Genomic DNA, 20,007 nt, shown 5'->3' with positions numbered 1-20,007 from the left:
GGGAAGGTCTGCCCTCTCCCTGTCATCGGCGGCCATAAATGCCGGGCGGGAACGCCACAGTTGACGAAAGGAGGGCATGCGAATGTCCCTTATGCTTAAGCAGCGATCCGCTGCGGAGAAGCCGGCGGTCGATAAGAACGGCTGGAAGTACGGCACCCTTCGCGACCTCCGGATCAACAAATATATTTACATCATGCTTGTGCCGGTCGTCGCTTATTACGTTCTGTTCTACTATGTGCCCATGTACGGCTTGCAGATCGCATTCAAGGATTATTCCCCCGGCCTGGGCATGTGGGGCAGCGATTGGGTCGGCTTTCGGTATTTTAACGACTTTTTCAACAGCTATTACTTCTGGAGACTGCTCCGCAATACGCTGCTGCTCAGCTTCTACGAGCTGCTGTTCGGCTTTCCCGCCTCGATCATCCTCGCTCTTCTGCTGAACGAGCTTCGCAGCTCCCGGCTGAAGCGATTCGTTCAAACGGTAACGTACATGCCCCATTTCATCTCGCTGGTCGTCGTCGCCGGGATGCTGGTGGACTTCCTGGCCAGAGACGGCCTCATCAACAACGTGCTGTCGTGGTTCGGCGCGGAGCCGGTCGCCTTCCTGCGCGAGAGCGGCTGGTTCCGGACGATCTTCATCTCCTCGAACGTCTGGCAAAGCGTAGGCTGGGGTTCCATTATCTATCTGTCCGCGATGTCAGGCATCGACCCGTCTCTGTACGAGGCCTCGCGCGTCGACGGCGCCAGCCGCTGGAGGCAGACGCTGAGCGTCACGCTGCCGGGGATCATGCCGACGGTCGTCATCCTGCTGATCCTCCAGATCGGGCACTTCATGAGCGTAGGCACGGACAAAATCCTGCTCCTGTACAACAGCTCCACCTATGAGACGGCCGACGTCATCGGCACCTTCGTGTACCGGAAGGGCATTCTGGAATCCAACTTCAGCTACAGCTCCGCCGTGGGTTTGTTTAACGCGCTCATCAATTTTACGCTGCTCGTGCTGGCCAACGCCATCAGCCGCCGGACCAGCGAAAACAAGCTTTGGTAAGGAGGTGCGGCTCTCATGAAACGCAGCTTTGGAGAACGCCTTTTCGACGGCTCGAACGTCGTGCTCATGCTCCTGCTTTCCGCGGTTACCCTTTATCCGTTCCTCTACGTGCTGATCGCCTCGATCAGCGACCCGGCATGGGTGGTGAAGATGCGCGGCCTCATCTGGTACCCGCACGGCTTTTCGCTGGATTCGTATAAGCTCGTATTCGACAATCCCGCGATCTTGACGGGCTACGGGAACACGCTGCTCTACGTCGTCGCCGGCACCGCATTGAACATCCTCATGACGTCGCTCGGGGCGTACGCGCTCTCGAGACAGAGCGTGAAGTGGAAAAATCCGGTCATGTTCATGATCGTTTTCACGATGTTTTTCAACGGCGGACTGATCCCGACGTACCTGCTCATCAACAACCTCGGCATGCTCGACAGCCGCTGGGCGCTGATCATCCCGAGCGCGATGAGCGCCTACAACCTGATCATTATGCGGACGGCCTTCCAGAGCGTTCCGATCAGCCTGGAGGAATCGGCGAAGCTGGACGGCGCGAACGATTTTACCGTTCTGTTCCGCATCATACTGCCGCTGTCCATGCCGGTCGTGGCGGTCATGATCCTGTTCTACGGCGTCAGCCATTGGAACAGCTGGTTCAACGCGCTGATCTACTTGCGCACCCGGGAGCTGTATCCGCTGCAGCTCATCCTGCGGGAGATCCTCATCACGAACAGTACGGATTCGATGATGACCGGGGTCGGCGGCGCCGACAAGATGCCGATCGGCGAGACGATCAAGTACGCCGCGATCATCGTGGCGACGGTGCCGATCCTGCTGCTGTACCCGTTTCTGCAAAAATACTTCGTCAAAGGCGTGATGATCGGAGCGGTGAAGGGCTAGCCGGAAAAAGGCAGCAAGCAGTCTAAGTTAAGGTCTGGGAGGCTATGCTTCGCTGAACTGCTGCTTGAGGACGTCGTCGAGAGCGGCAAGACGGAGACGGAGTGACGTTGCCGAAGCCTTCGCTATACACAGGGCATCAATTTGTAGTCGAGCGCGTAAAAGTGCACGGTAATCGGATCCTTAGGGGGAGGCTGTAGTCGCACAGACTACAGCTTTCTCGTCCCGTTGTGCATCTCCATGAAGGAAATTATACCTTCTTTGAGGCGAGCAACGCCAAAAAAATATGTTCCATGATTGCGGGGAGTTCCTGGTGGTGAAAATTAGGAAAACGGGTTCGATTGGTCAGCGTGGATTGCTCGGGAGGATGAATGTGATGCGGTTCAGTGGCTGTCTGGTAACGAGAATCGCCGTTGTGAGACTCGCTGTGGAATTTCAAAATGTCTTGTCCATCTTGATCGACCCAGTTGTAGTAAGAGACTTCAATAAGTCCGCCGCTCAATTCCTCCGTGACCAAAAGCCGCGAGCCATCCTTGAAGATGAATGAATGGCGTGTGACTCGCATGCTTGTTAACAGCCCGGTCCCGTCCCCATCACGTGAATCTAGAAGGACGGCGTCGAAATCCCTCTCAAGTTGCCTAATGTTGGAGGGGAAACGCATTACCAGTCCCCCCGCTTTTCTATGAATTTAAGCAGGCTTACCCATTGCTCCGCATCCCGCGCTTCGCTTGGCGTAAGATCCGATTTCTTTGCCAGTGTCTCTTCCCACGTGCCTCCGTATTTCTCCTCGAAATGAACGACGGTATTTAAACGATCAGCCAATTCTTCGACAGCCGTCATTGGCTTGTTTCTTCCCAAGCGCGCTTGCTCCGACTCATAGCGCTGTGCAACTTCTGCAACCGTAGAGTTTGCGCCAGTCGGGGCCGTGTACACAGCGTTCTCCGGAATGCGCGCCTGCTTGAACCGCTCCCCTTTTTCCACGCCTTGGAACCGCCCCTGGTTGATCCAGTTGTTAATCGTAGCTACGCTGACTCCAAAAAAGCGGGCCGCTTCGCCTGTCGTGAATGTCCGGAAAGAAGCGGGAGCGGAATCGACGCCGAGCGTGACCATGTAGAGAAGGGCGCGTTGCAGCGCTTGCGGCGTATTGCCCGTCGTCAATAACTGCTCGATGGACTGAAGTACGTCCGTCGTATTTTTTGTGGACGAACGCTCGATATAATTAGCCAGCGCTTTGACAAGCAACGTCGTTTTTTCAGCATCCTCCAATTGAAGATATGGCTTCATGTTTTCCGACAATGCCACGGCTTGAGCAATAGCCATTTCCTTCTCAATCACGTCAAACATATACATTCACCTCACCTCCAGTCTAGCAGTTTCTTATTTGAACTTCAACTAACTTAAAATAACCTGTAACAAACAATGATTAAACTAATAATGGCTATCTTCATTATAGACGCATGACAAAGGTGTTATTCCGAGAGATACGCTTTGATTCACTTTTTTGTAAATAATGGCGGACTGCGGCTATCGGCAGCATGCCGTGAAGCCTATCTTCCGAGGCGACTGGGCCCACGTAATCTTTCAGGAACCTTTTAGGCTCATTTAAGCTCAGATTTAGGTTGGAGGTCCAAGATAGAGTCATAGCCAGCAAGCATGGGAGGATGACTCGAATGAACGAACATAACGAGAAGAACCATGAAATAAATAACCAGAATGAAGTGTCTACCTATTATTACGATCCTTCGAATCGAGTAGAATCGTTGCGCGCTTTTTACGAGGAAGAGCTGAACGCAGCCGCAGCCGAGCAAGCGGCAGTTGCGGAAGACGGCGGCAGCGGTCAAGGCGGTCGCGGCAATCGGCGCGGGGATAATCCTAAGGGATTCTCGCCCAAGTCGATCTTTGCCTCATTCCTGGTCGGCGCCATGGTCGTCGGCGGAATGAGCGTCATGTCGGATCGGTTGAACCTGTTCACCGGAGGCGCCTCCGCGGCAGCCGAGTCGGCAGCGGCCGGCAGCGCTTATTCGGACGCAGCCGGAATTACGACGGCGTCGGTCTCAGCTTCCTCGAACGTAGACGAGAAGATCTCCACCGTGTTCGACCAGGCAAATCCGGCAGTCGTGGAAATCGAGAATTACGGCGTCGAGAGCCAATCGTCGGCAAACGGCCTCTTCGGAGGACGCGGCGGCGGATGGACGGATCCGCGCGGGCAATCGATGCAGTCGCAGCAGAGCGGCGAGCCTGAGTTGATGGGCACGGGGACGGGTTTCTTTTTCAACGAGGATGGATATATCCTTACGAATGAGCACGTGATAGCGGACGCGACGGAACTCAAGGTTACCGTGCCGGGCTACGACGAACCCCTCGCGGCAAAAGTCGTGAATGCGAACGCGGATCTCGATCTGGCCGTTATTAAAGTAGAGAGTCCGGACGGCAAGAAGTTCCCGGCCCTGACGATCGGGGATTCGGATCAAGCCAGCATCGGGGACTGGGTGATCGCCATCGGCAACCCTTACGGTCTGGATCACACGATGACCGTCGGCGTGCTTAGCGCCAAGGAACGTCCGATCACGATCGCCGAAGAGGACGGTACCGAGCATCAGTACAAGCATCTGCTGCAGACGGACGCCTCGATCAACCCCGGCAACTCGGGCGGCCCGCTGCTGAACGATAAGGGCGAAGTGATCGGCGTGAATACGGCCGTTAACGCGGAGGCCCAAGGCATCGGATTTGCCATTCCGGCCTCGGTCATCCACGACGCGCTGACCGACCTGATGGCGGGGACGACGGTGACGAGCCTTTAAAATTAGCTGCGAGAGAGTCGTGGTTCATACCAAAAATCAAGGGCCGGTCCGTTCACGCGATGTGAACGCCCGGCCCTTATTTCGCAAACGACAGAACTCAACCAACACTCTAACAGACAGCAAAGAAACAGTCTATATTTTCGAACCAGCTTCCTATACATTTGTATAGCCGGCCGGCAAATACGGATGAAGCGGAGCGTGGCACGATGATCCCTCAATTTCATTTTGCGCCAGAAGAAGTGCAAGCGCATGTCAGCAAAGTATTTGGCGCCGGCTATCTCGTGGCTGGAATCGCAAGAATGCACGGCGGCGCGCAAAAGGCCGTTTACAAAGTCGAATGCCAGAACGGATTCTCTTGCGTGCTCTACGTTTGGGACCTCTCCCAGAACTATTTCCAAGAAGAGATCTTGAACGAGTCGGGGGCCCACAGATCATACGGGAGCGACCTCTTCGCTTTGAATAATCGTTATCTCCGGCAGCACGGGATCAGCACGCCAAGATTATACGATTTGAATAACGATCGTGACCGGATCCCTTTCGACTTTGCGCTTGTCGAGTACGTACAGGGGCAGAAAGCGGAAGCCTATTTTCAGTTGAAAGACGCCAATGCTCGGGATGCATTATTCCGCCGAGTTAGGGACTTGATAGGTGCCATGCATGCGATGGAAAGGGACCGGTATGGGAAAGCGGATCATAATGGAGGTGACGAGCAGCCGTGTTTTGAAGCGCGGCGGGAGCATGCGGAGTCGGCCTTGACGTATGCTGCCGGGCATCTGGCGAATGTGAGGGAGAATGATAGCGGATTGCTCGATAAGCTGCATGGGCTCGCATCGGAAATCCAGCCGAGGAGTCAATATCGCTTTATCCACGGTGAGCTCGGTCCCGACCATATCTTAGTCGACGATCAGATGCAGCCGTTCCTCATTGATATTGAAGGAGCCGAATTTTACGATCTCGAACACGAGCATAGCTTCTGCAGCTTCGGTTCGGCGATTTCTACCGCTTTTTGAAAAGGGACGATCTGGACCCGGCCCGCATGCGCTTCTATCGCTATTGCCATCACTTGTCATTGACAGCGGGCGGCTTGAAGCTGCTTCACAGGCAGTTTCCGGATCAGAAGTTCGCGAAGGATCTTGCGGCGTACCATGCGCGATGCGCCATTGAGATCGCAGCAGGAAAATTCGTTAGCTGAAGCGCCTATAATTAACAAAATGCCGGAGCCCTCAATTTCCAGGACTATCGGCATTATGGACTTATTGGTCCGTAATGTTGCATACTCCTATTCAGTTGGTGAAGCAAAGTGGCCAGGCCGCATGATTTCAATGAGGAAGATGTGATAAGGAAGGCTATGACGCTTTTTTGGTCAAAGGGCTTCGAGCCGACTTCGCTAAATGATTTGCTTCAGGCGACGGGGCTTAGCATGAGCAGCCTGTACGAGACCTTCGGCAGCAAGCACGAGCTGTTTCTTCGGGCGTTCCAATTGTACAAAAAGGACCGGATGGATGGGTTCTCCGCGTGCTTGAGCCAGCCCAATGCTTATCTGGCAATCTCGACCGCTTTTCAGACGGTGCTGGACGGCAATGGAAATCAAATGGGCTGCATGACTGCGAATGAAGCGATCGAGTTGGCCCCTCACGATCCCAAGCTTCAGGAGTTGGTGGAAAGCGACTTTCACGAAATCGAGCAGGTTTTCCTGGAGGCGATCGAACGAGGCAAACAGAACGGGTCGCTCCGCACTGGAACAGAATCGCGAAAGCGTACCCGCTTCCTTACGGTATCTTTGCAAGAAATCAATGTAATGATCCGAGCAAAAGCGCAGGGAGACGTCATGGAGGATACCATTTCCGTTATCCTGGAGAAGCTGAACGAACGCAAGTAGAGTTCGTTTTTCTTTTTCATTATTATGGACCGTATGGTCCGTAATTACTTTTTGCTTATTATGGACCGATCGGTCTTTAATGAAATACATTTAGCTTGAAGGAGAGTCAACATGAACAAATCGTACGAATTCATATTTTCATCCTTCCGTTTCCCATCCGGCGTCACCGCCAACAATCGGATTACGATGGCCCCGATGACCCTTATGGCTTCTCGATCTAACGGAGAAGTAACGGACAATGAACTGACCTATTATGATCTCCGATCACGCCGCGCTCGTGTCGCAATCCAGCAAGCTGGGCGAGAACAGATTTGGGATCGACGATGACGATCTGCTCCCGGGATTAAAGAAAATGGCCTCCGTCATTCGGAAAGATGGAACGAAAGCGCTCGTGCAGCTTTTTCATGGCGGCCGACTGAGCAACCCTTTGCTTCTGCCGGACGGCCAAGCGCTCAGCGCCAGCGCTGTCGCGGCAGAGCGGGAGGGTGCGGTCGTTCCCAGGGCAATGACTGTAACGGAAATCGAAGCGGTCATCTATGACCTCGCACAGGCCACTCGCAGGGCGATCGAAGCAGGCTTTGACGGAGTCGAGCTGCACGGGGCTAACGGCTTTTTGCTTCAGCAATTTTTCTCTCCCCATTCGAACCGCAGGAAAGACCATTGGGGCAGGACCCTGGAGAAGTGTATGAATTTCCCGCTCGAATTGATAAGGCGAGTGAAGGATACGGTTGCCAAGCACGCTGCATCACCGTTCGCGGTCGGATACCGAATCTCTCCGGAAGAAAATGAAAACCCCGGGATTACGATGGCCGACACCCTTCAATTCGTGGAAGTGCTGGCGGCACAAGGCTTGGATTTTATACATCTATCCGTAGATCGCTTCTGGGCCGGTCCAAGAAGAGAAGAGGACAAGGACAAAGAGAAGTCAAGAATCGTCATGATCCAGGAGCTCGTGGGGGACCGTATTCCCGTCATCGGCGTCGGCGGGTTGTGGACGCCCAAAGATGTCGTTCAGGCGCTCGCAACCGGAATCCCTTTGATCGGGCTTGGCCATGCCATGCTGCTGAATCCGGATTGGGTTGAGAAGGTTAGGACCGGACGGCAAGCAGAAATTACGACGACGCTATCGCGTTCTTCGCAAAAGGAGCTAATGATTCCCGATGTCATGTGGGGGATGATTACCAATGTTCCTGGATGGTTTGACGTCGTTGATTGATGAGGCGATTTTACTGTTTTAAAAAATGCCGGACTCCTCACCCTGCAGGAGTACCGGCATTTAAATCTTTGTAATTAAGGCAGCAGCGCCTCGCTCACATCCTTCAACACGGCCAGATTGGCCATATAGGCGGAATTGATCCAGTGCCCGGAGGACACGTAGTGCACGCGATCGTTCTTCACGGCCGGCAGCGTCTTCCACAGCGGAATGTCTTCCAGTAGCTTGCGGACTTGCTCCTCGGTCTGGCCTTCCGGGATAATGATAAATAGCTCGTCCGCATCCAGATCCGGCAGCTTCTCGAACGTGAGCGAGCCGAAGTTGTCGGGCGTTCCGTTGGCAAGCTCATGCGGCTTCAAGCCGAGTTCGCCGTAGACCAGCTTACCGGACAAGAAGTTGCTGCCCACCAGGCAAAACTCTTTCTCGGACGGTCATACGATCGCGATCGTCTTCCCTTCGGTCGCATTGGCCAACTGCGCTTTTGCCTCGGCGACCCTGTCATCGTATTCGGCCAGCTTCTGCTCCGCAACATTCTGTTTGCCCAGAAGCTCGGCGACCTTGCCCAATTGCGCTCTCCAGTCCGTCGGATCCCCATTGAACAAATAAGTCGGAGCGACCTTGGCAATGGTATCGTAATCCTCGGCTGGGAGGAAGTGCGAGCTGATCATGATGAGATCGGGCGGAAAGCCAAGCGCGGCTTGGGGAGAAAGGTCGTTCATCAGATCGATTGTCGGCAAGTCGGCCAACCAAGGCTCCAGATGCTCCTGCACCGTGCCGCTCGCAGAATACTTGGCCACAGGCGTCACGCCCAACGTCACCAGCGCGTCTTCCATATAAGGAGAGAGAATGCGCGCCGGCGTGTGTTCATGTGGATTCGCGTTGATTTTAAAATTGTGTATATTGGAACAAAAAGTGTTAGACACTTATCCTGCATTGATAAGATAAATTATACAAATTTCAATAAATAAAATGGAAACACTCCATCATTTTACAATTTTTGATGATATAATTATACTCTGCATTAGTCAAAATTAAAATCATTAAAATTGGGGTTGATGTATATGTCGAATTATTCTTTTGATCGCTTTAACTCTAGAGATTTTGAACATATGATACAATCCTTATCAAAAACAATTTTTGGTAACGGAACTATTATTTTTGGTGATGGTCCTGATGGAGGGCGAGAAGCGACTTTTGAAGGCGAGTGTCCATTCCCAAGTTCATCAAACAGATGGGATGGTCTTTGGGTTATTCAGGCTAAGTATAAAATTAAAACTGAAAACGAAAAAGATTTTGCGTGGATAAAAATGCAATTTGAGAAAGAAATGATGAGTTTTGAAAAGAGGAAAAAAAGGGGGGTTAGAACTCCTGATAATTATATCTTCTTTACTAATGCTAGTATAAGTGGTGTTGAAACTACGGGAACAAGAGATAAACTGGAGAACCTCTCAAAGAAGTATAAACACTTAGTAGGGAATATTGTGTTTTTTGGAGAAAGTGATTTATGCAGATTTTTGGATAATAACCGAGAGGTAGCAACTTCATATTCGAGCTTTATTCTACCAGGCGACATCTTACATTCTCTATTTACCTTATTTAATAAAAACAAAAAAATGGAATACGAACTTCTGTCGAGGTATTTAGAGAAAGAATTTAAAGGAGACATGGTCTCTAGGCTAGAACACGCAGGTAATATGACAGATAAAACAATAAATCTAGAAAAGGTGTTTATTGATCTTTATGCAACTAAAGATGGTTTATTAAATGATAATGTTATAAAAGGAGAATACAAATTTTTAAAACGAATAATTAACATCGGTGACGAGTCACACCGGATGCATTCAGAGGCACATATTAAGATAATGGAAAATGACATAAATAAATTTGTTCTAATAGGAGGGCCTGGATACGGGAAGTCCACGATAACGCAATTCTTATGTCAAATTCACCGTGCAAATTTATTAAAATCAATGTCGAATCAAAGTATTTCAGAGGAAGTTATTTCTTTTTTAAAGGATTGTTTGACTTCCGGGATTGAAGAACCGCAATGTATCAGACTCCCCATAAAAATAACATTGAAAGACTATGCCGGGTGGGTTCTTAAAAGAAAGAAGGAGGATGAAGACAAGAATATATCAATTGTGACTTATCTGAAATATGTCTTTGAAAAGAAGGGCGACGGCGAAATTGGTTATGACAGCATTAGAGAACTATTAAGTAACATGTCACTTTTATTTATTTTTGATGGATTAGATGAAGTGCCCATTACTTCAAACAGAAGAACTGTTTTGGAAGAGATCGTTACATTTGTGGAGATTGAGTTAAGGCAAAGAAATTCTGATGCAATAATAATTGCAACGACAAGGCCTCAAGGCTACACAAGGGAGTTTGATGATACAAAATTTCAGCATTTACAACTTGCAGACTTGTCAAAGGACGATTGTAAGATGTATTTAAATAAACTTATGGAAATGATGGAACCATCAGTTGAAAATAGAGAAAATTACTTGCAATTGTTAAAGACTGCTCTCAAAGATGAGGTTATTTCAAGCTTAATGAGGACACCTTTACAAGCAACTATAATGGCTGTTTTAGTGAAGAGCGGAGGAGAGCCGCCAAGAGATAGGTATAATTTGTTCAATGAGTATTATTCTACAATTTTTAAGAGAGAAAAACAAAAGGGAGTAGTTAAAGTACTTAATGATTATCCAAAGGAAGTCGATGCCATTCATAACAAGTTAGGGTATTTTCTCCAAGTTAGCGCTGAAGGAAAAGGAACACCGTCATCAAGTATATTAATTGACGAGTTTAAAGTTTTTGCTAGACAAGAGCTGGAAGAACTAGAACTTGAAAAGCAAGTTGTCGAGAACTATATAGAAGAAATTTCTTTTGCAATTGTTGAAAGACTAGTATTTATCACAGAAGTTGAAGACGGAAGAGTAGGTTTTAATATACGTTCTTTACAAGAGTTTTTTTCCGCACAGTTTTTAATGCACAATAAGGCTGATCAATATATTATTACAACTTTGAAATTAATTTGTGGAAGTGCATACTGGAGAAATACTTTTTTATTTTGTGTTGGTTACTTATATCGGCATAAAGACTTTTTAATTGATATTATTGATTCGTTATGTGGCGAACTCAATGGATCAAGTGACGATTATGACTGTGCCACTGGAAAAAGTGTTGGAAAGATAGGCTCCTGGTTAGCATTAGATATATTAAATGAAGGTACATTTAGGGGCGTTCCCAAATACGAAAATAAGTTTGCTAAGTATTTAGAAGAATTGTTCATTATTACAGCTTGCGATTTACATGCAAATCTAGGGAAGGTTTCAAATGAAATTAAAAGAAAATATTTAAAAAGGTTTGTTGAAAAGTACATTGTTTCTCCTGACTACACTAGTATGAGAACATCCCTAGTAGTTTCAATTCACTTGTTGAAAAATAACTTTAATGAAATTTCAGAGGTTCTAGACAATGTTTATAATGATGAGATAGAAAATCAGCTTTTAAAAATCGATAATATGAGTATAGAAGAAAATTGGTGGGTTATATCAAAGATTTGTAATATTATAGTCCAAGAAAAAATTGTTGTTATTCCTAGAGAGTTTCGAAAGTTTGATTTTCTGGAAGCGATTGCGAAAAATCATAAAGACGATAAAATCATCAAAAAATTTATATTAGAAAATTCATTTATGATGGTTTTTCAACATTTTTTTAATCAGGAATCAAGATTGCTAAAGATAATTAACTCAATTCTTGAGCCTGAATTCCAGTTAGAAAATGAAGTGCTTCTGAATAGAAATTTAATAGTTCATGAATATTCTGAATCCATTCATCTAAATCTTGTAAGTATCGAGCGTGTCACTAGAAATAGCCTGAAAATTGCCGATGTATGTAAAATGTACGGGATGGTTACTATGGGTTATCTTTTTGAATTTTGTAATAACCCAACCAAGAAAAACTTATGGAACCTTTTTCATCAATTAAAAATAGAGAATAATGAAGTGCAACTGAATATAATGTCTAGTGAAATTAATTGGGTTTTCGGGAAGGTTTTTTTAAATGACCCGAACCTACTTAATGTTGAAGAAGAGATTAGTAATGGATTATACGGTGACATAGATGATTGGACGAAATATGAAAATAAGTTTAAAAATTCGCTACTCAATATTGATGATTTACTCAACGAAGTTCCTTTTAAACTACTCGCATATAACACAATTTTTGAAATTACTAAGGTGAGTAGAAAAGAGGGTTTTATTAACTTTTATCTTTTTTATAGATCAGTAAATGATGTATTAAGGTCTCAATTACACGAGGAACTAATAATTGTGCTTTTCTTTGCATTTGATACTGATTTTCAAACAACCTTGGAATCATTAAAAGAGAATAAAATGTTAGAGGATATAGTAATAGCTTTAAAAAGTAATACAAATGAAGAAATTGACTTTTTAGTTAACTTACTTTGGAGTTATATTATTAATAATTATACTGTTTATGAATTACACCAACATATAAATAATGGAATTATAAATTTTGATAATATTAATATTTACGAAGGATTTCTCCCGGTGCAAAACCAAAACATTATTCAACAAAGTTTTGAGAAAGCGGCGCAACTTATTTCATTTACTCAAACAGAAGGCACAATTATCAGAATACTTTTTGCCATGTTTAGTAACTTAGCGCTAGACAAAACAGTTTTAAAATTAGATAAAACCAACTTTCAATATTTAATTAATGCAGAATATGTTGATTTAGCAAACGAATCTAGTAGGTTGCTGCTTTGCTTTGCTAACAAGGAGATCACAAAAGAGACTGAAATCAGCTTGATTGCTAAAATGAAACAATTCTATAATGATGCTCAATTTATGGATTCCTTAATGCGTATAATCGTGAATTGTTGGGATGATGACTCACACGCGGAAGAGTTATTGGTTCTGTTCTTTAAAGAAGTACAATTATATCATGCTACAAATAACTTTCTAATTTTAAACTATGAAAATGCAATAAGAAACTTATGCCACAATTATTCTACTGGAATTCAAATATCCAATTTAATTGTTAATTAACAGAATCAATGTAATTTTAGAGTTTTGTTACATTGGACGTGGCGATTTTTCTATATTGATCTGATTCTATTTAAATTTCAACTTGTAAGCAGTGTGAATAAATCATGGGTCAGATTCTAAAGAGGAATGACAGAATTGCACGTTGTAGAGAAATTGCTATTGAAAACGGCATTGGGAATCATCCACAGTAAATAAAAGAATTGAGCAACTATGACGATGCAGCGATACAATCATTTGGAGCAACAATACGAAAACTTCGTTCTTAATTGGATGGAGTTTGTTTTGTTTTTAAAAAAGTCTTTTTAAGGTTCCTCTAGTAGGTGACAGTATAGGAGTGGATTGAGGGTCTGTCAATAAATTTGTGTAAACTCATTTATATGAAACTCCCCGGAGGGGAGATTGGCCTCAAGGCAAGTGCTGGCCGATCCGGTCCGGAAAGAAAACGGAGAGCTGTAGGAGCATCTGTCCCCAGTTTTGGACGCGGCCTGTCCATTTGCGTGTGACATCCATCGTGACGAGATAGAGCATCTTGAGCAGCGCTTCGTCGCTCGGGAAAGATACTTTTCCCTTTGGTGACCTTGCGAAGCTGGCGGTGGTAACTCTCGATCATATTGGTCGTGTAGATGAGCTTGCACAGCTCGGGCGGATACTTGAAAAAGGTGGCGAGCTCATCCCAGTTGCCGCGCCACGAGCGAATAATGAGCGGATACTTGAAGCCCCACGCCTCCTCAAAGCGGTCCAGCTCTAGCAGTGCCATCTCTTCGGTTGTGGCTTTGTAGATGGACTTCAGATCCACCGTCACTTTCTTCAGATCCTTGTAGGAGACATAACGTGTGGAGTTGCGGATCTGGTGGATGATGCATTTCTGAATCTCCGTCTTCGGATAGCAGGCCGAGATCGCCTGAGAGAAGCCGGTGAGATTGTCGACGCAGGTGATCAGGATGTCCTGAACGCCGCGATTCTTGAGGTCGTTTAGGAGCCAGAACTTGGCGAACTCGTTCTCGCCGATCCACATGCCCAGCACGTCCTTGTTACCGTCCAGATCAATACCGATGACCATGAAGGCTGCCTTGTTCACAATGGCGCCATCCTGCTTGACATTGAAGTGGATCGCATCCAGGAAGACGACGGCGTACACGCCCTGCAAAGGCCGATTCTGCCATTCCTTGATCAGTGGGATGATCTTGTTGGTCACATTGAAATTAAAGGTTGGCGAGACCTCCAGGCCGTAGAGATTCTGCAGGTGGTCCTGGATCTCCCGTGTGCTGACGCCCTTAGCAAAGCATGGTCAAACGAAGAGATGTCTCCGATTTCCGACAGGATCACAGCTGCTAGCTTTGGGCCTATACCGGGAATTGAGCGCAATAACTCATAGCCGGCAATGCAACTGGCTTTCTTTTGAATCTCTTGTTCCAAATTTGCAAGATGGCTTTGGTACTCCATTAGCAAATTGATCATAAGTCGCAACGCTGTAACCTGGCTGGCGTTCGGATCAATGATAAGGCTGCTTTTGGCTGCTGCGACAATCGCTGTGGCCTTACTGGACTCCCAGTTGATCGATCGATTACAGAAGGTCATAATCGTGTCCGTTATCTCTTCCGTAGTTGTGGAAAGAACAAATTTTGGCGTTGGGTACTTCCGCAACACTTCAAGCGCAGTAGCGGAAAACAACTGGCCAAATATGTTCGTGTACAGCGGAAATAGCTGATCCAGTATAGATTGAAAATTAAGTTGGGCTTGGACATAGGAGTGATTGATCATTTGGTGCTGTCTGCTCAGAAAACGGAGTTCGTCCAGTTCCATTGATCTCTTCGCCGGTCCGGGCTGTAGTTCATCCTTGTAATACAGTTCTGCCAGATGTTTGGCGTCCTCCGTATCTGTCTTTACTTTCCTCAATTTGGACTTCCGAGCACGTTGAGGAATAAGCGGATTGAGCGCAATGACTTCATATCCATGTTTCTGTAACAGAGCTACCAGCCCCAAGTGGTAGTGTCCTGTTGATTCCAAACTACAGCTGGTTTTACCCCGACCAGATCTTCTACAGCCTGCAACTTATTGATGAGCCTTGTCATATCCTCATGTGTGTGCAGGAAGCGAAACGCCTTTTCAAAAGGCTTATTCCGCTCTAGAAGCATGTATCCTTCGCGTTCACCTTTTGAGACGTCAATTCCAATAACAGGTTTCATAAATCCTCCTACAGTTCGTTTGCCGGAGCCCGCTAACCATTGCACGCCCATAGCTTCGCGTGTTATTCGAGATCTGGAATGTCTCAACCAGCTTAATCATGGTTTGTGCAATAGCGGGAGAACAGTTTGTGTAACGGGCTTAGCAGGTGCTGCCCCAAAAAATTTATCGTTCTTCCCGGCTACAGCAATCTTAAAACAAAAGAGGCTAACCAGGAATTTAGCTGGTTAACCTCATAATACGAAGTATTTTACAGACTCTGGATTCAATCCAATTTCCTTTCCAAGAGAGTTAAGTCCCATTTTTCACCCCAAAACCGAAGCACCCTCACACCATCTCGCAGAACCAGCCTTCCTTCCCCCACAATTACCGCAAACCGACTATGATCCAGCAGCGGAATATCCGCCACCGCATCGCCCATGCTCAGCACATGAACGGCACCTGGCGCCTGAAACGTCGGCAACTGCAGCACGCGAGCCTTATCCACTCCATAGTTGCAGGCAACCTGTCCGGTCAACCTACCATCCCGCTCCTCTAGCTCAAACCCAAACAGGCCGCTAAACCCAAACCGCTCGGCATAAACTCTCAACACCTCGGCGGGCGCGCCACTGACGAGATAGACTTCGATCTGATAGCGGCGCAGCAGCGCGAACAGAGGTTCAGTCTCATTAAATAAATGCCGCGCATTCTCGGACACAAAAGAAGCGACACAAGCGCGATAGGCCTCAAGAGAACAACCCGCCAGCGCCTCGGCAAACGTCTCACACGTCTGAAGCGTATAGTCCGCGTAAGAGATTTCCTGCAGGCGATACGCCTCTTTAATCCGTTCAAGAATCGGATGAATGCCGTCCGCGACAATCCCCTTTTCGACAAGATGATCCGTTAATCCATATATGGTGTAGCCCCGGTGAATGGTGTTGTCCCAATCGAGTAGCGCATAACGCACGACGCCTAAGACCTCCCTATTTATAATCTAGAACCATTTTTCTATTAAGAATCGCGTAACAACAGCATGACAAATATAGACCCCATCAATAAAACGCCGAAGGTAAACAGAACGGCTGCAATGATCAGAGATCTGCGCACTTCCGGTTTGTCATGTGAATTTTTTTATTCCTGCAACAATCAATACTGGAATTCCCAGCATATCGACTATAGGTAACGTATCCACCCATTTAGAATGCCAGCCCAGTAAATTAGGCCCTTTTACAGCACCTGCCGAAAAATCTGAACAGCAAATCAGTAGAAAGCCAAGACTAACGAACCATGGGTACTTTTTAAAGTTTATCAGAAGGTAGCATGCAACTAAGCCACAAAACCAACCGTAATCGCTATGTAAATGGGCCAAGGCAAGCTATTAATGAAAAGATTCACATCGCCCCCCATATTTTCTTTTATTTAAAGTTAGAGAAACTTCACATGCTGTCCCAGCCATTTTCGCATACTCGCCAAGGAAATACTTGACCCTCCAGTTGACTGGAGGGTTATTATTTTTCTAAACCAGTGTAATTCAATCGGAATTACAAAAATTATAACAGGCCACGCAGGAGAGGGAAGATGAAGATGGCGGCAAAAACGATAAAGATATTGGCGATCGCAGGATTGGCGGCAGGACTGCTGGCGGGCTGCGGCAGCGACAAGAATGAGGCAAGCGGGGCGAAGACGGAGGCGGTCAAGGTCATATTGGACTGGACGCCGAACACGAACCACACGGGCCTGTACGTCGCTCTGGAAAAAGGCTACTACAGTGCGGAAGGACTGGACGTCGACATCGCGCAACCGTCGGAGGGCACGACCGCGACGCTGATCGCCGCCGGCAAGGGCGACTTCGGCGTGAGCTATCAGGAGGACGTGACGTACGCGCTCACGAGCAAGGATCCGCTGCCGATCAAGGCGGTCGCCACGCTGATCCAGCACAACACGTCGGGCTTCGCCTCCCCCAAGGACAAGAACATTACGAGCCCGAAGGACTTTGAAGGCAAGGTGTACGGCGGATGGGGCTCGCCCTCCGAGGAAGCGGTGCTGCAGGCGGTCATGGAGAAGGACGGCGCCGATTACGGCAAGCTGAAGCGGGTCGATATCGGCAGCGACGATTTCTTCGCGGCAACGAGCAAGAACGTGGACTTTGCCTGGATCTTCGAGGGCTGGACGGGGGTCGAAGCGAAGAACCGGGGCGTCGAGATAAACTATATCGCGGCCAAGGATCTGGACCCCGCGCTCGATTACTATACGCCGATCCTGATCGCGGGCACCAAGACGCTGAAGAGCGATCCGGACAAAGCGCGCAAGTTCCTGAAGGCGACCGAGGAAGGCTACCAATACGCGATCGCGCATCCGGAAGAGAGCGCGGAGCTGCTGCTCAAGCACGCGCCGGAGATCGACAAGACGCTGGCGGTGGAGAGCCAGAAGTTCCTGGCCTCGCAGTATATCGCCGATGCGCCGGCATGGGGACAGATGAAGGAGCAGGTGTGGAACGCTTACGCGCAATTCCTGAAGGAGAAGGGCCTGATCGACAAAGAGCTGGTCGCGGCGGACGCCTTTACGAACGAGTTTCTGCCTAAAAAGTGACGAGGATCGAACATCAGGCAAAGCAAGGCGGCAAGGCAAAGAGGCAAGGTAAGGCAAGGGAAAGCAAGGTCAAGCAACACGGGATCCTGCTAGGGAACCGAGAGATTTAACATTTTATAAAAAAGGAAGTCGGCCTCATGAGAAACTTGAAGGTTATGCTGGAATACTTCTACCCTTGGACGAATTCGGCCGGGTTCTACTATGCGAGAGAGCAGGGCTGGTATCGAGAGGCAGGGCTCGACGTCGAATTCACCGTGTACGACCCCGGGCGGGGAGACACGCTGGCTTATCTGGCGAGGGGGGAGGCGGACTTCGGCATTTTTCCCAGCAACCGGCTGCTCGTGCAGCGGGAAAAACAGCCGGTGGTGGTTGGCGTCGCGGCGATCAATCATCGCGGGATGGAGACGGTGCAGACGGTGCGGAGCACGGGCATTCGCAGGCCGGCCGACTTGGCCGGCAAGCGCGTAGCGATGAATCCGACGCCGCGGGGGCTCGCGATGATCCGCCAGCTGGTGGAGGCGGACGGCGGCGATCCTGACGCGATCGTCATTGTGGATGCCGGCACGCGGGAGCTGACGCCGGACGCGATCGCCGCGGGCGAAGCGGATGCGACGTTCGGCAGCTACTGGGCATGGGAGATTCTGATGGACACCGCGGTGCCGGAGTCGGAGCGTATTGTATGGCCGGTGGACGAGATCGGGGCACCCCCGTATCACAGCTATCTGCTCGGCACGCAGGAGGCGCTGACGAAGCGGGAGCCCGAGGTAGTCCGCTCGTTTCTGGAGGCAACCGAGCGGGGCTACCTGGCAGTCGCCGCCGATCCGCTTGCGGCGGTGCCGGTGTTCGAGAAGTTCGTGCCATACTTTCCAAGGCGGCTGTTCGAGCGTTCGCTGCCGCTGATCGCGCCGACCTGGCTGCATGACGGCGCCTGGGGGCGCCAGCGGGTCGAGCTGATCGAGCCTTACGCGGCATGGCTTGCCGAGCATGGCATTTTGCACGACAAAGAGAGCTGGCGGACGGCATACACGAACGAATATCTGCCGCAGAGGGCTGCGATATGAGCGAGCGGGCGCACGCGGCGGCGGGGGCGGCACCGGGTGCAGTGCCAGGCGCAGCGGTGCAGGCCCACGGCATGGGCGCGGAGCTGGTCCGGCCGGACTGGGCGCCGATCGCGCTGGAGGAAGCGAACCGGCTGCTCAGCCGGTTCGCGACAGATGTCGGCGAGGCTACGGCGCTCGTCTGGCATAGCCCGCGCCCGTTCTCGAGCGCGACGATCGCCGAGATGTCCGGCGGCGGCCGCCTGTTCGTAAAGCGTCACCACCGTTCGGTGCGTGACGTCGAAGGACTGAACGAGGAGCATCGGTTCATCCGCCACCTGCGGACGAACGGTGTTCCGGTCAGCGAGATCCTGGAGGGGCGGGACGGGGCGACCGCCTATGCGATGGACGAGTGGACGTACGAGGTCCATCGGCTTGCGCAGGGGACGGATCTGTACCGGGATGCCGTCTCGTGGAGTCCATTTCAGCGAGAAGCCCATGCCTATGCGGCCGGGGAAGCGCTGGCCCGCATGCACGTCGCGGCAGCGGGCTTCGATGCGCCGGCGAGACGGGTGCGGCCGCTCGTCTCGAGCTTCTCGATCTTCGCAAGCGCCGCCGCTGACCCGCGCGCCGCGCTGCGGGCCTATGTCGCCCGCCGCGAGGCGCTCGCCGGCTATCTGGCGAGCCGTCCGTGGGAGCAGGACTTCAAGGCCACGCTCCTGCCGTTCTATGACCGGCTCGCGCCGCATCTGGCCGGTCTGCAGCCGCTCTGGTCGCACAACGACTGGCATGCTTCGAACCTGCTGTGGCGCGAAGACCCGGAAGGGACGGAGGTAGCGTCCATCCTCGACTTCGGGCTTGCGGACCGCACCAACGCAGTCTACGATCTGGCGACGGCGATCGAGCGGGGCACGGTGGATTGGCTCGCGCTTCACGCGGGCAAGCAGGACGGCCTGGTCGCTTATGCCGACATGGAGGCGCTGCTCGCCGGCTATGAATCGGTCAGGCCGTTAAGCGCCGCCGAACAAGCTGCACTACCGGCGCTGCTGCCGCTCGTGCATGCGGAGTTCGTGCTCTCCGAGATCGACTATTTTGCGGGCATCGTGCGATCCGTGTCCAACGCGGATATGGCGTACGATCTGTATTGGCTGGGGCATGCGACTTGGTTCCAGGGCGAGCATGGGCAGGCGCTTCTGGATCATTTGAGGCAGCGGCCGTACCGTAGCGGCCAAGCGGCGTTGCGGCAGGATTGACAGGTATTTAAACGCTTGTTAAATTATAAGTAATTCAGTCGGAATTATAAAAAATAAG

At 49.6% G+C, this 20,007-nt stretch carries 17 protein-coding genes and 1 pseudogene; 10 read left to right on the top strand and 8 right to left on the bottom strand.

Annotated elements, in window-relative coordinates:
• The first annotated feature begins 82 nt into the window (after positions 1-82).
• Positions 83-1,048: an ABC transporter permease gene (locus KB449_RS29455; RefSeq protein ID WP_282911762.1), complete on the top strand. Its 966-nt coding sequence runs from the start codon at positions 83-85 to the stop codon at positions 1,046-1,048.
• Positions 1,049-1,063: 15 nt separating this feature from the next.
• Positions 1,064-1,939, top strand: a complete 876-nt coding sequence (locus KB449_RS29450; protein WP_282911761.1) for a carbohydrate ABC transporter permease — start codon at positions 1,064-1,066, stop codon at positions 1,937-1,939.
• 247 nt (positions 1,940-2,186) lie between these two features.
• On the opposite strand, the gene KB449_RS29445 is transcribed toward KB449_RS29450, so the two are convergent.
• Both KB449_RS29445 and KB449_RS29440 read right to left on the bottom strand, forming a co-directional pair.
• Positions 2,187-2,501: a toxin-antitoxin system TumE family protein gene (locus KB449_RS29445; protein WP_282912937.1), complete on the bottom strand. Its 315-nt coding sequence runs from the start codon at positions 2,499-2,501 to the stop codon at positions 2,187-2,189.
• Between the two features lie 95 nt (positions 2,502-2,596).
• The gene (locus tag KB449_RS29440) at positions 2,597-3,286 is read right to left on the bottom strand and encodes a helix-turn-helix domain-containing protein (RefSeq protein ID WP_282911760.1); all 690 of its coding nucleotides are present in this window, start codon (positions 3,284-3,286) and stop codon (positions 2,597-2,599) included.
• A 320-nt stretch (positions 3,287-3,606) separates the two neighbouring features.
• On the opposite strand from KB449_RS29440, the gene KB449_RS29435 reads away from it, so the two are divergent.
• From KB449_RS29435 to KB449_RS29420, 4 genes are all read left to right on the top strand, one after another.
• Complete coding sequence (locus KB449_RS29435; RefSeq protein ID WP_282911759.1) at positions 3,607-4,737, top strand: S1C family serine protease; 1,131 nt, start codon at positions 3,607-3,609, stop codon at positions 4,735-4,737.
• Between the two features lie 206 nt (positions 4,738-4,943).
• The gene (locus KB449_RS29430; RefSeq protein ID WP_350356251.1) at positions 4,944-5,747 is read left to right on the top strand and encodes a phosphotransferase family protein; all 804 of its coding nucleotides are present in this window, start codon (positions 4,944-4,946) and stop codon (positions 5,745-5,747) included.
• Between the two features lie 338 nt (positions 5,748-6,085).
• Positions 6,086-6,616 carry a TetR/AcrR family transcriptional regulator gene (locus KB449_RS29425; protein WP_282911758.1) on the top strand — a complete coding sequence of 177 codons (531 nt, stop codon included), beginning with the start codon at positions 6,086-6,088 and terminating at the stop codon, positions 6,614-6,616.
• Between the two features lie 253 nt (positions 6,617-6,869).
• Positions 6,870-7,832, top strand: coding sequence for an oxidoreductase (locus tag KB449_RS29420; RefSeq protein WP_350356250.1), 963 nt, complete (start codon positions 6,870-6,872; stop codon positions 7,830-7,832).
• A gap of 74 nt (positions 7,833-7,906) precedes the next feature.
• On the opposite strand, the gene KB449_RS29415 is transcribed toward KB449_RS29420, so the two are convergent.
• Positions 7,907-8,236 carry a TroA family protein gene (locus tag KB449_RS29415; RefSeq protein ID WP_282911757.1) on the bottom strand — a complete coding sequence of 110 codons (330 nt, stop codon included), beginning with the start codon at positions 8,234-8,236 and terminating at the stop codon, positions 7,907-7,909.
• Between the two features lie 24 nt (positions 8,237-8,260).
• Positions 8,261-8,647: an ABC transporter substrate-binding protein gene (locus tag KB449_RS29410; RefSeq protein ID WP_282911756.1), complete on the bottom strand. Its 387-nt coding sequence runs from the start codon at positions 8,645-8,647 to the stop codon at positions 8,261-8,263.
• Positions 8,648-8,890: 243 nt separating this feature from the next.
• Between KB449_RS29410 and KB449_RS29405 the strand changes: the two genes are divergently transcribed.
• A complete protein-coding gene (locus KB449_RS29405; RefSeq protein WP_282911755.1) occupies positions 8,891-12,907 on the top strand; it encodes an NACHT domain-containing protein in 4,017 nt (1,338 codons plus the stop codon).
• Positions 12,908-13,312: 405 nt separating this feature from the next.
• Here the strand turns inward: KB449_RS29405 and KB449_RS29400 are convergent.
• The 4 genes and pseudogenes from KB449_RS29400 to KB449_RS29385 form a co-directional block, all read right to left on the bottom strand.
• Positions 13,313-14,189: pseudogene (locus KB449_RS29400) on the bottom strand (IS256 family transposase); the annotation flags it as partial.
• A complete protein-coding gene (locus KB449_RS29395) occupies positions 14,099-14,890 on the bottom strand; it encodes an IS110 family transposase (protein WP_282911754.1) in 792 nt (263 codons plus the stop codon). The pseudogene KB449_RS29400 and the gene KB449_RS29395, both read right to left, overlap by 91 nt.
• Positions 14,878-15,093 carry a hypothetical protein gene (locus KB449_RS29390; protein ID WP_282911753.1) on the bottom strand — a complete coding sequence of 72 codons (216 nt, stop codon included), beginning with the start codon at positions 15,091-15,093 and terminating at the stop codon, positions 14,878-14,880. Before KB449_RS29390 ends, KB449_RS29395 begins: the two co-directional genes overlap by 13 nt.
• Before the next feature lie 263 nt (positions 15,094-15,356).
• Positions 15,357-16,037, bottom strand: a complete 681-nt coding sequence (locus KB449_RS29385; RefSeq protein ID WP_282911752.1) for an HAD family hydrolase — start codon at positions 16,035-16,037, stop codon at positions 15,357-15,359.
• A 617-nt stretch (positions 16,038-16,654) separates the two neighbouring features.
• On the opposite strand from KB449_RS29385, the gene KB449_RS29380 reads away from it, so the two are divergent.
• The 3 genes from KB449_RS29380 to KB449_RS29370 all read left to right on the top strand — a co-directional run bounded on the left by KB449_RS29380 (position 16,655) and on the right by KB449_RS29370 (position 19,949).
• On the top strand, positions 16,655-17,659 hold the full coding sequence (locus KB449_RS29380; RefSeq protein WP_282912936.1) for an ABC transporter substrate-binding protein: 1,005 nt from the start codon (positions 16,655-16,657) through the stop codon (positions 17,657-17,659).
• Positions 17,660-17,796: 137 nt separating this feature from the next.
• Positions 17,797-18,720 carry an ABC transporter substrate-binding protein gene (locus tag KB449_RS29375; RefSeq protein WP_282911751.1) on the top strand — a complete coding sequence of 308 codons (924 nt, stop codon included), beginning with the start codon at positions 17,797-17,799 and terminating at the stop codon, positions 18,718-18,720.
• Positions 18,717-19,949 carry a phosphotransferase enzyme family protein gene (locus KB449_RS29370; protein WP_282911750.1) on the top strand — a complete coding sequence of 411 codons (1,233 nt, stop codon included), beginning with the start codon at positions 18,717-18,719 and terminating at the stop codon, positions 19,947-19,949. Before KB449_RS29375 ends, KB449_RS29370 begins: the two co-directional genes overlap by 4 nt.
• Positions 19,950-20,007 lie beyond the last annotated feature (58 nt).

The sequence above is a fragment of the Cohnella hashimotonis genome (genome assembly GCF_030014955.1).
GTDB classification, from domain to species: domain Bacteria; phylum Bacillota; class Bacilli; order Paenibacillales; family Paenibacillaceae; genus Cohnella; species Cohnella hashimotonis.
This window is presented reverse-complemented; position numbering and strand designations above follow the sequence as displayed.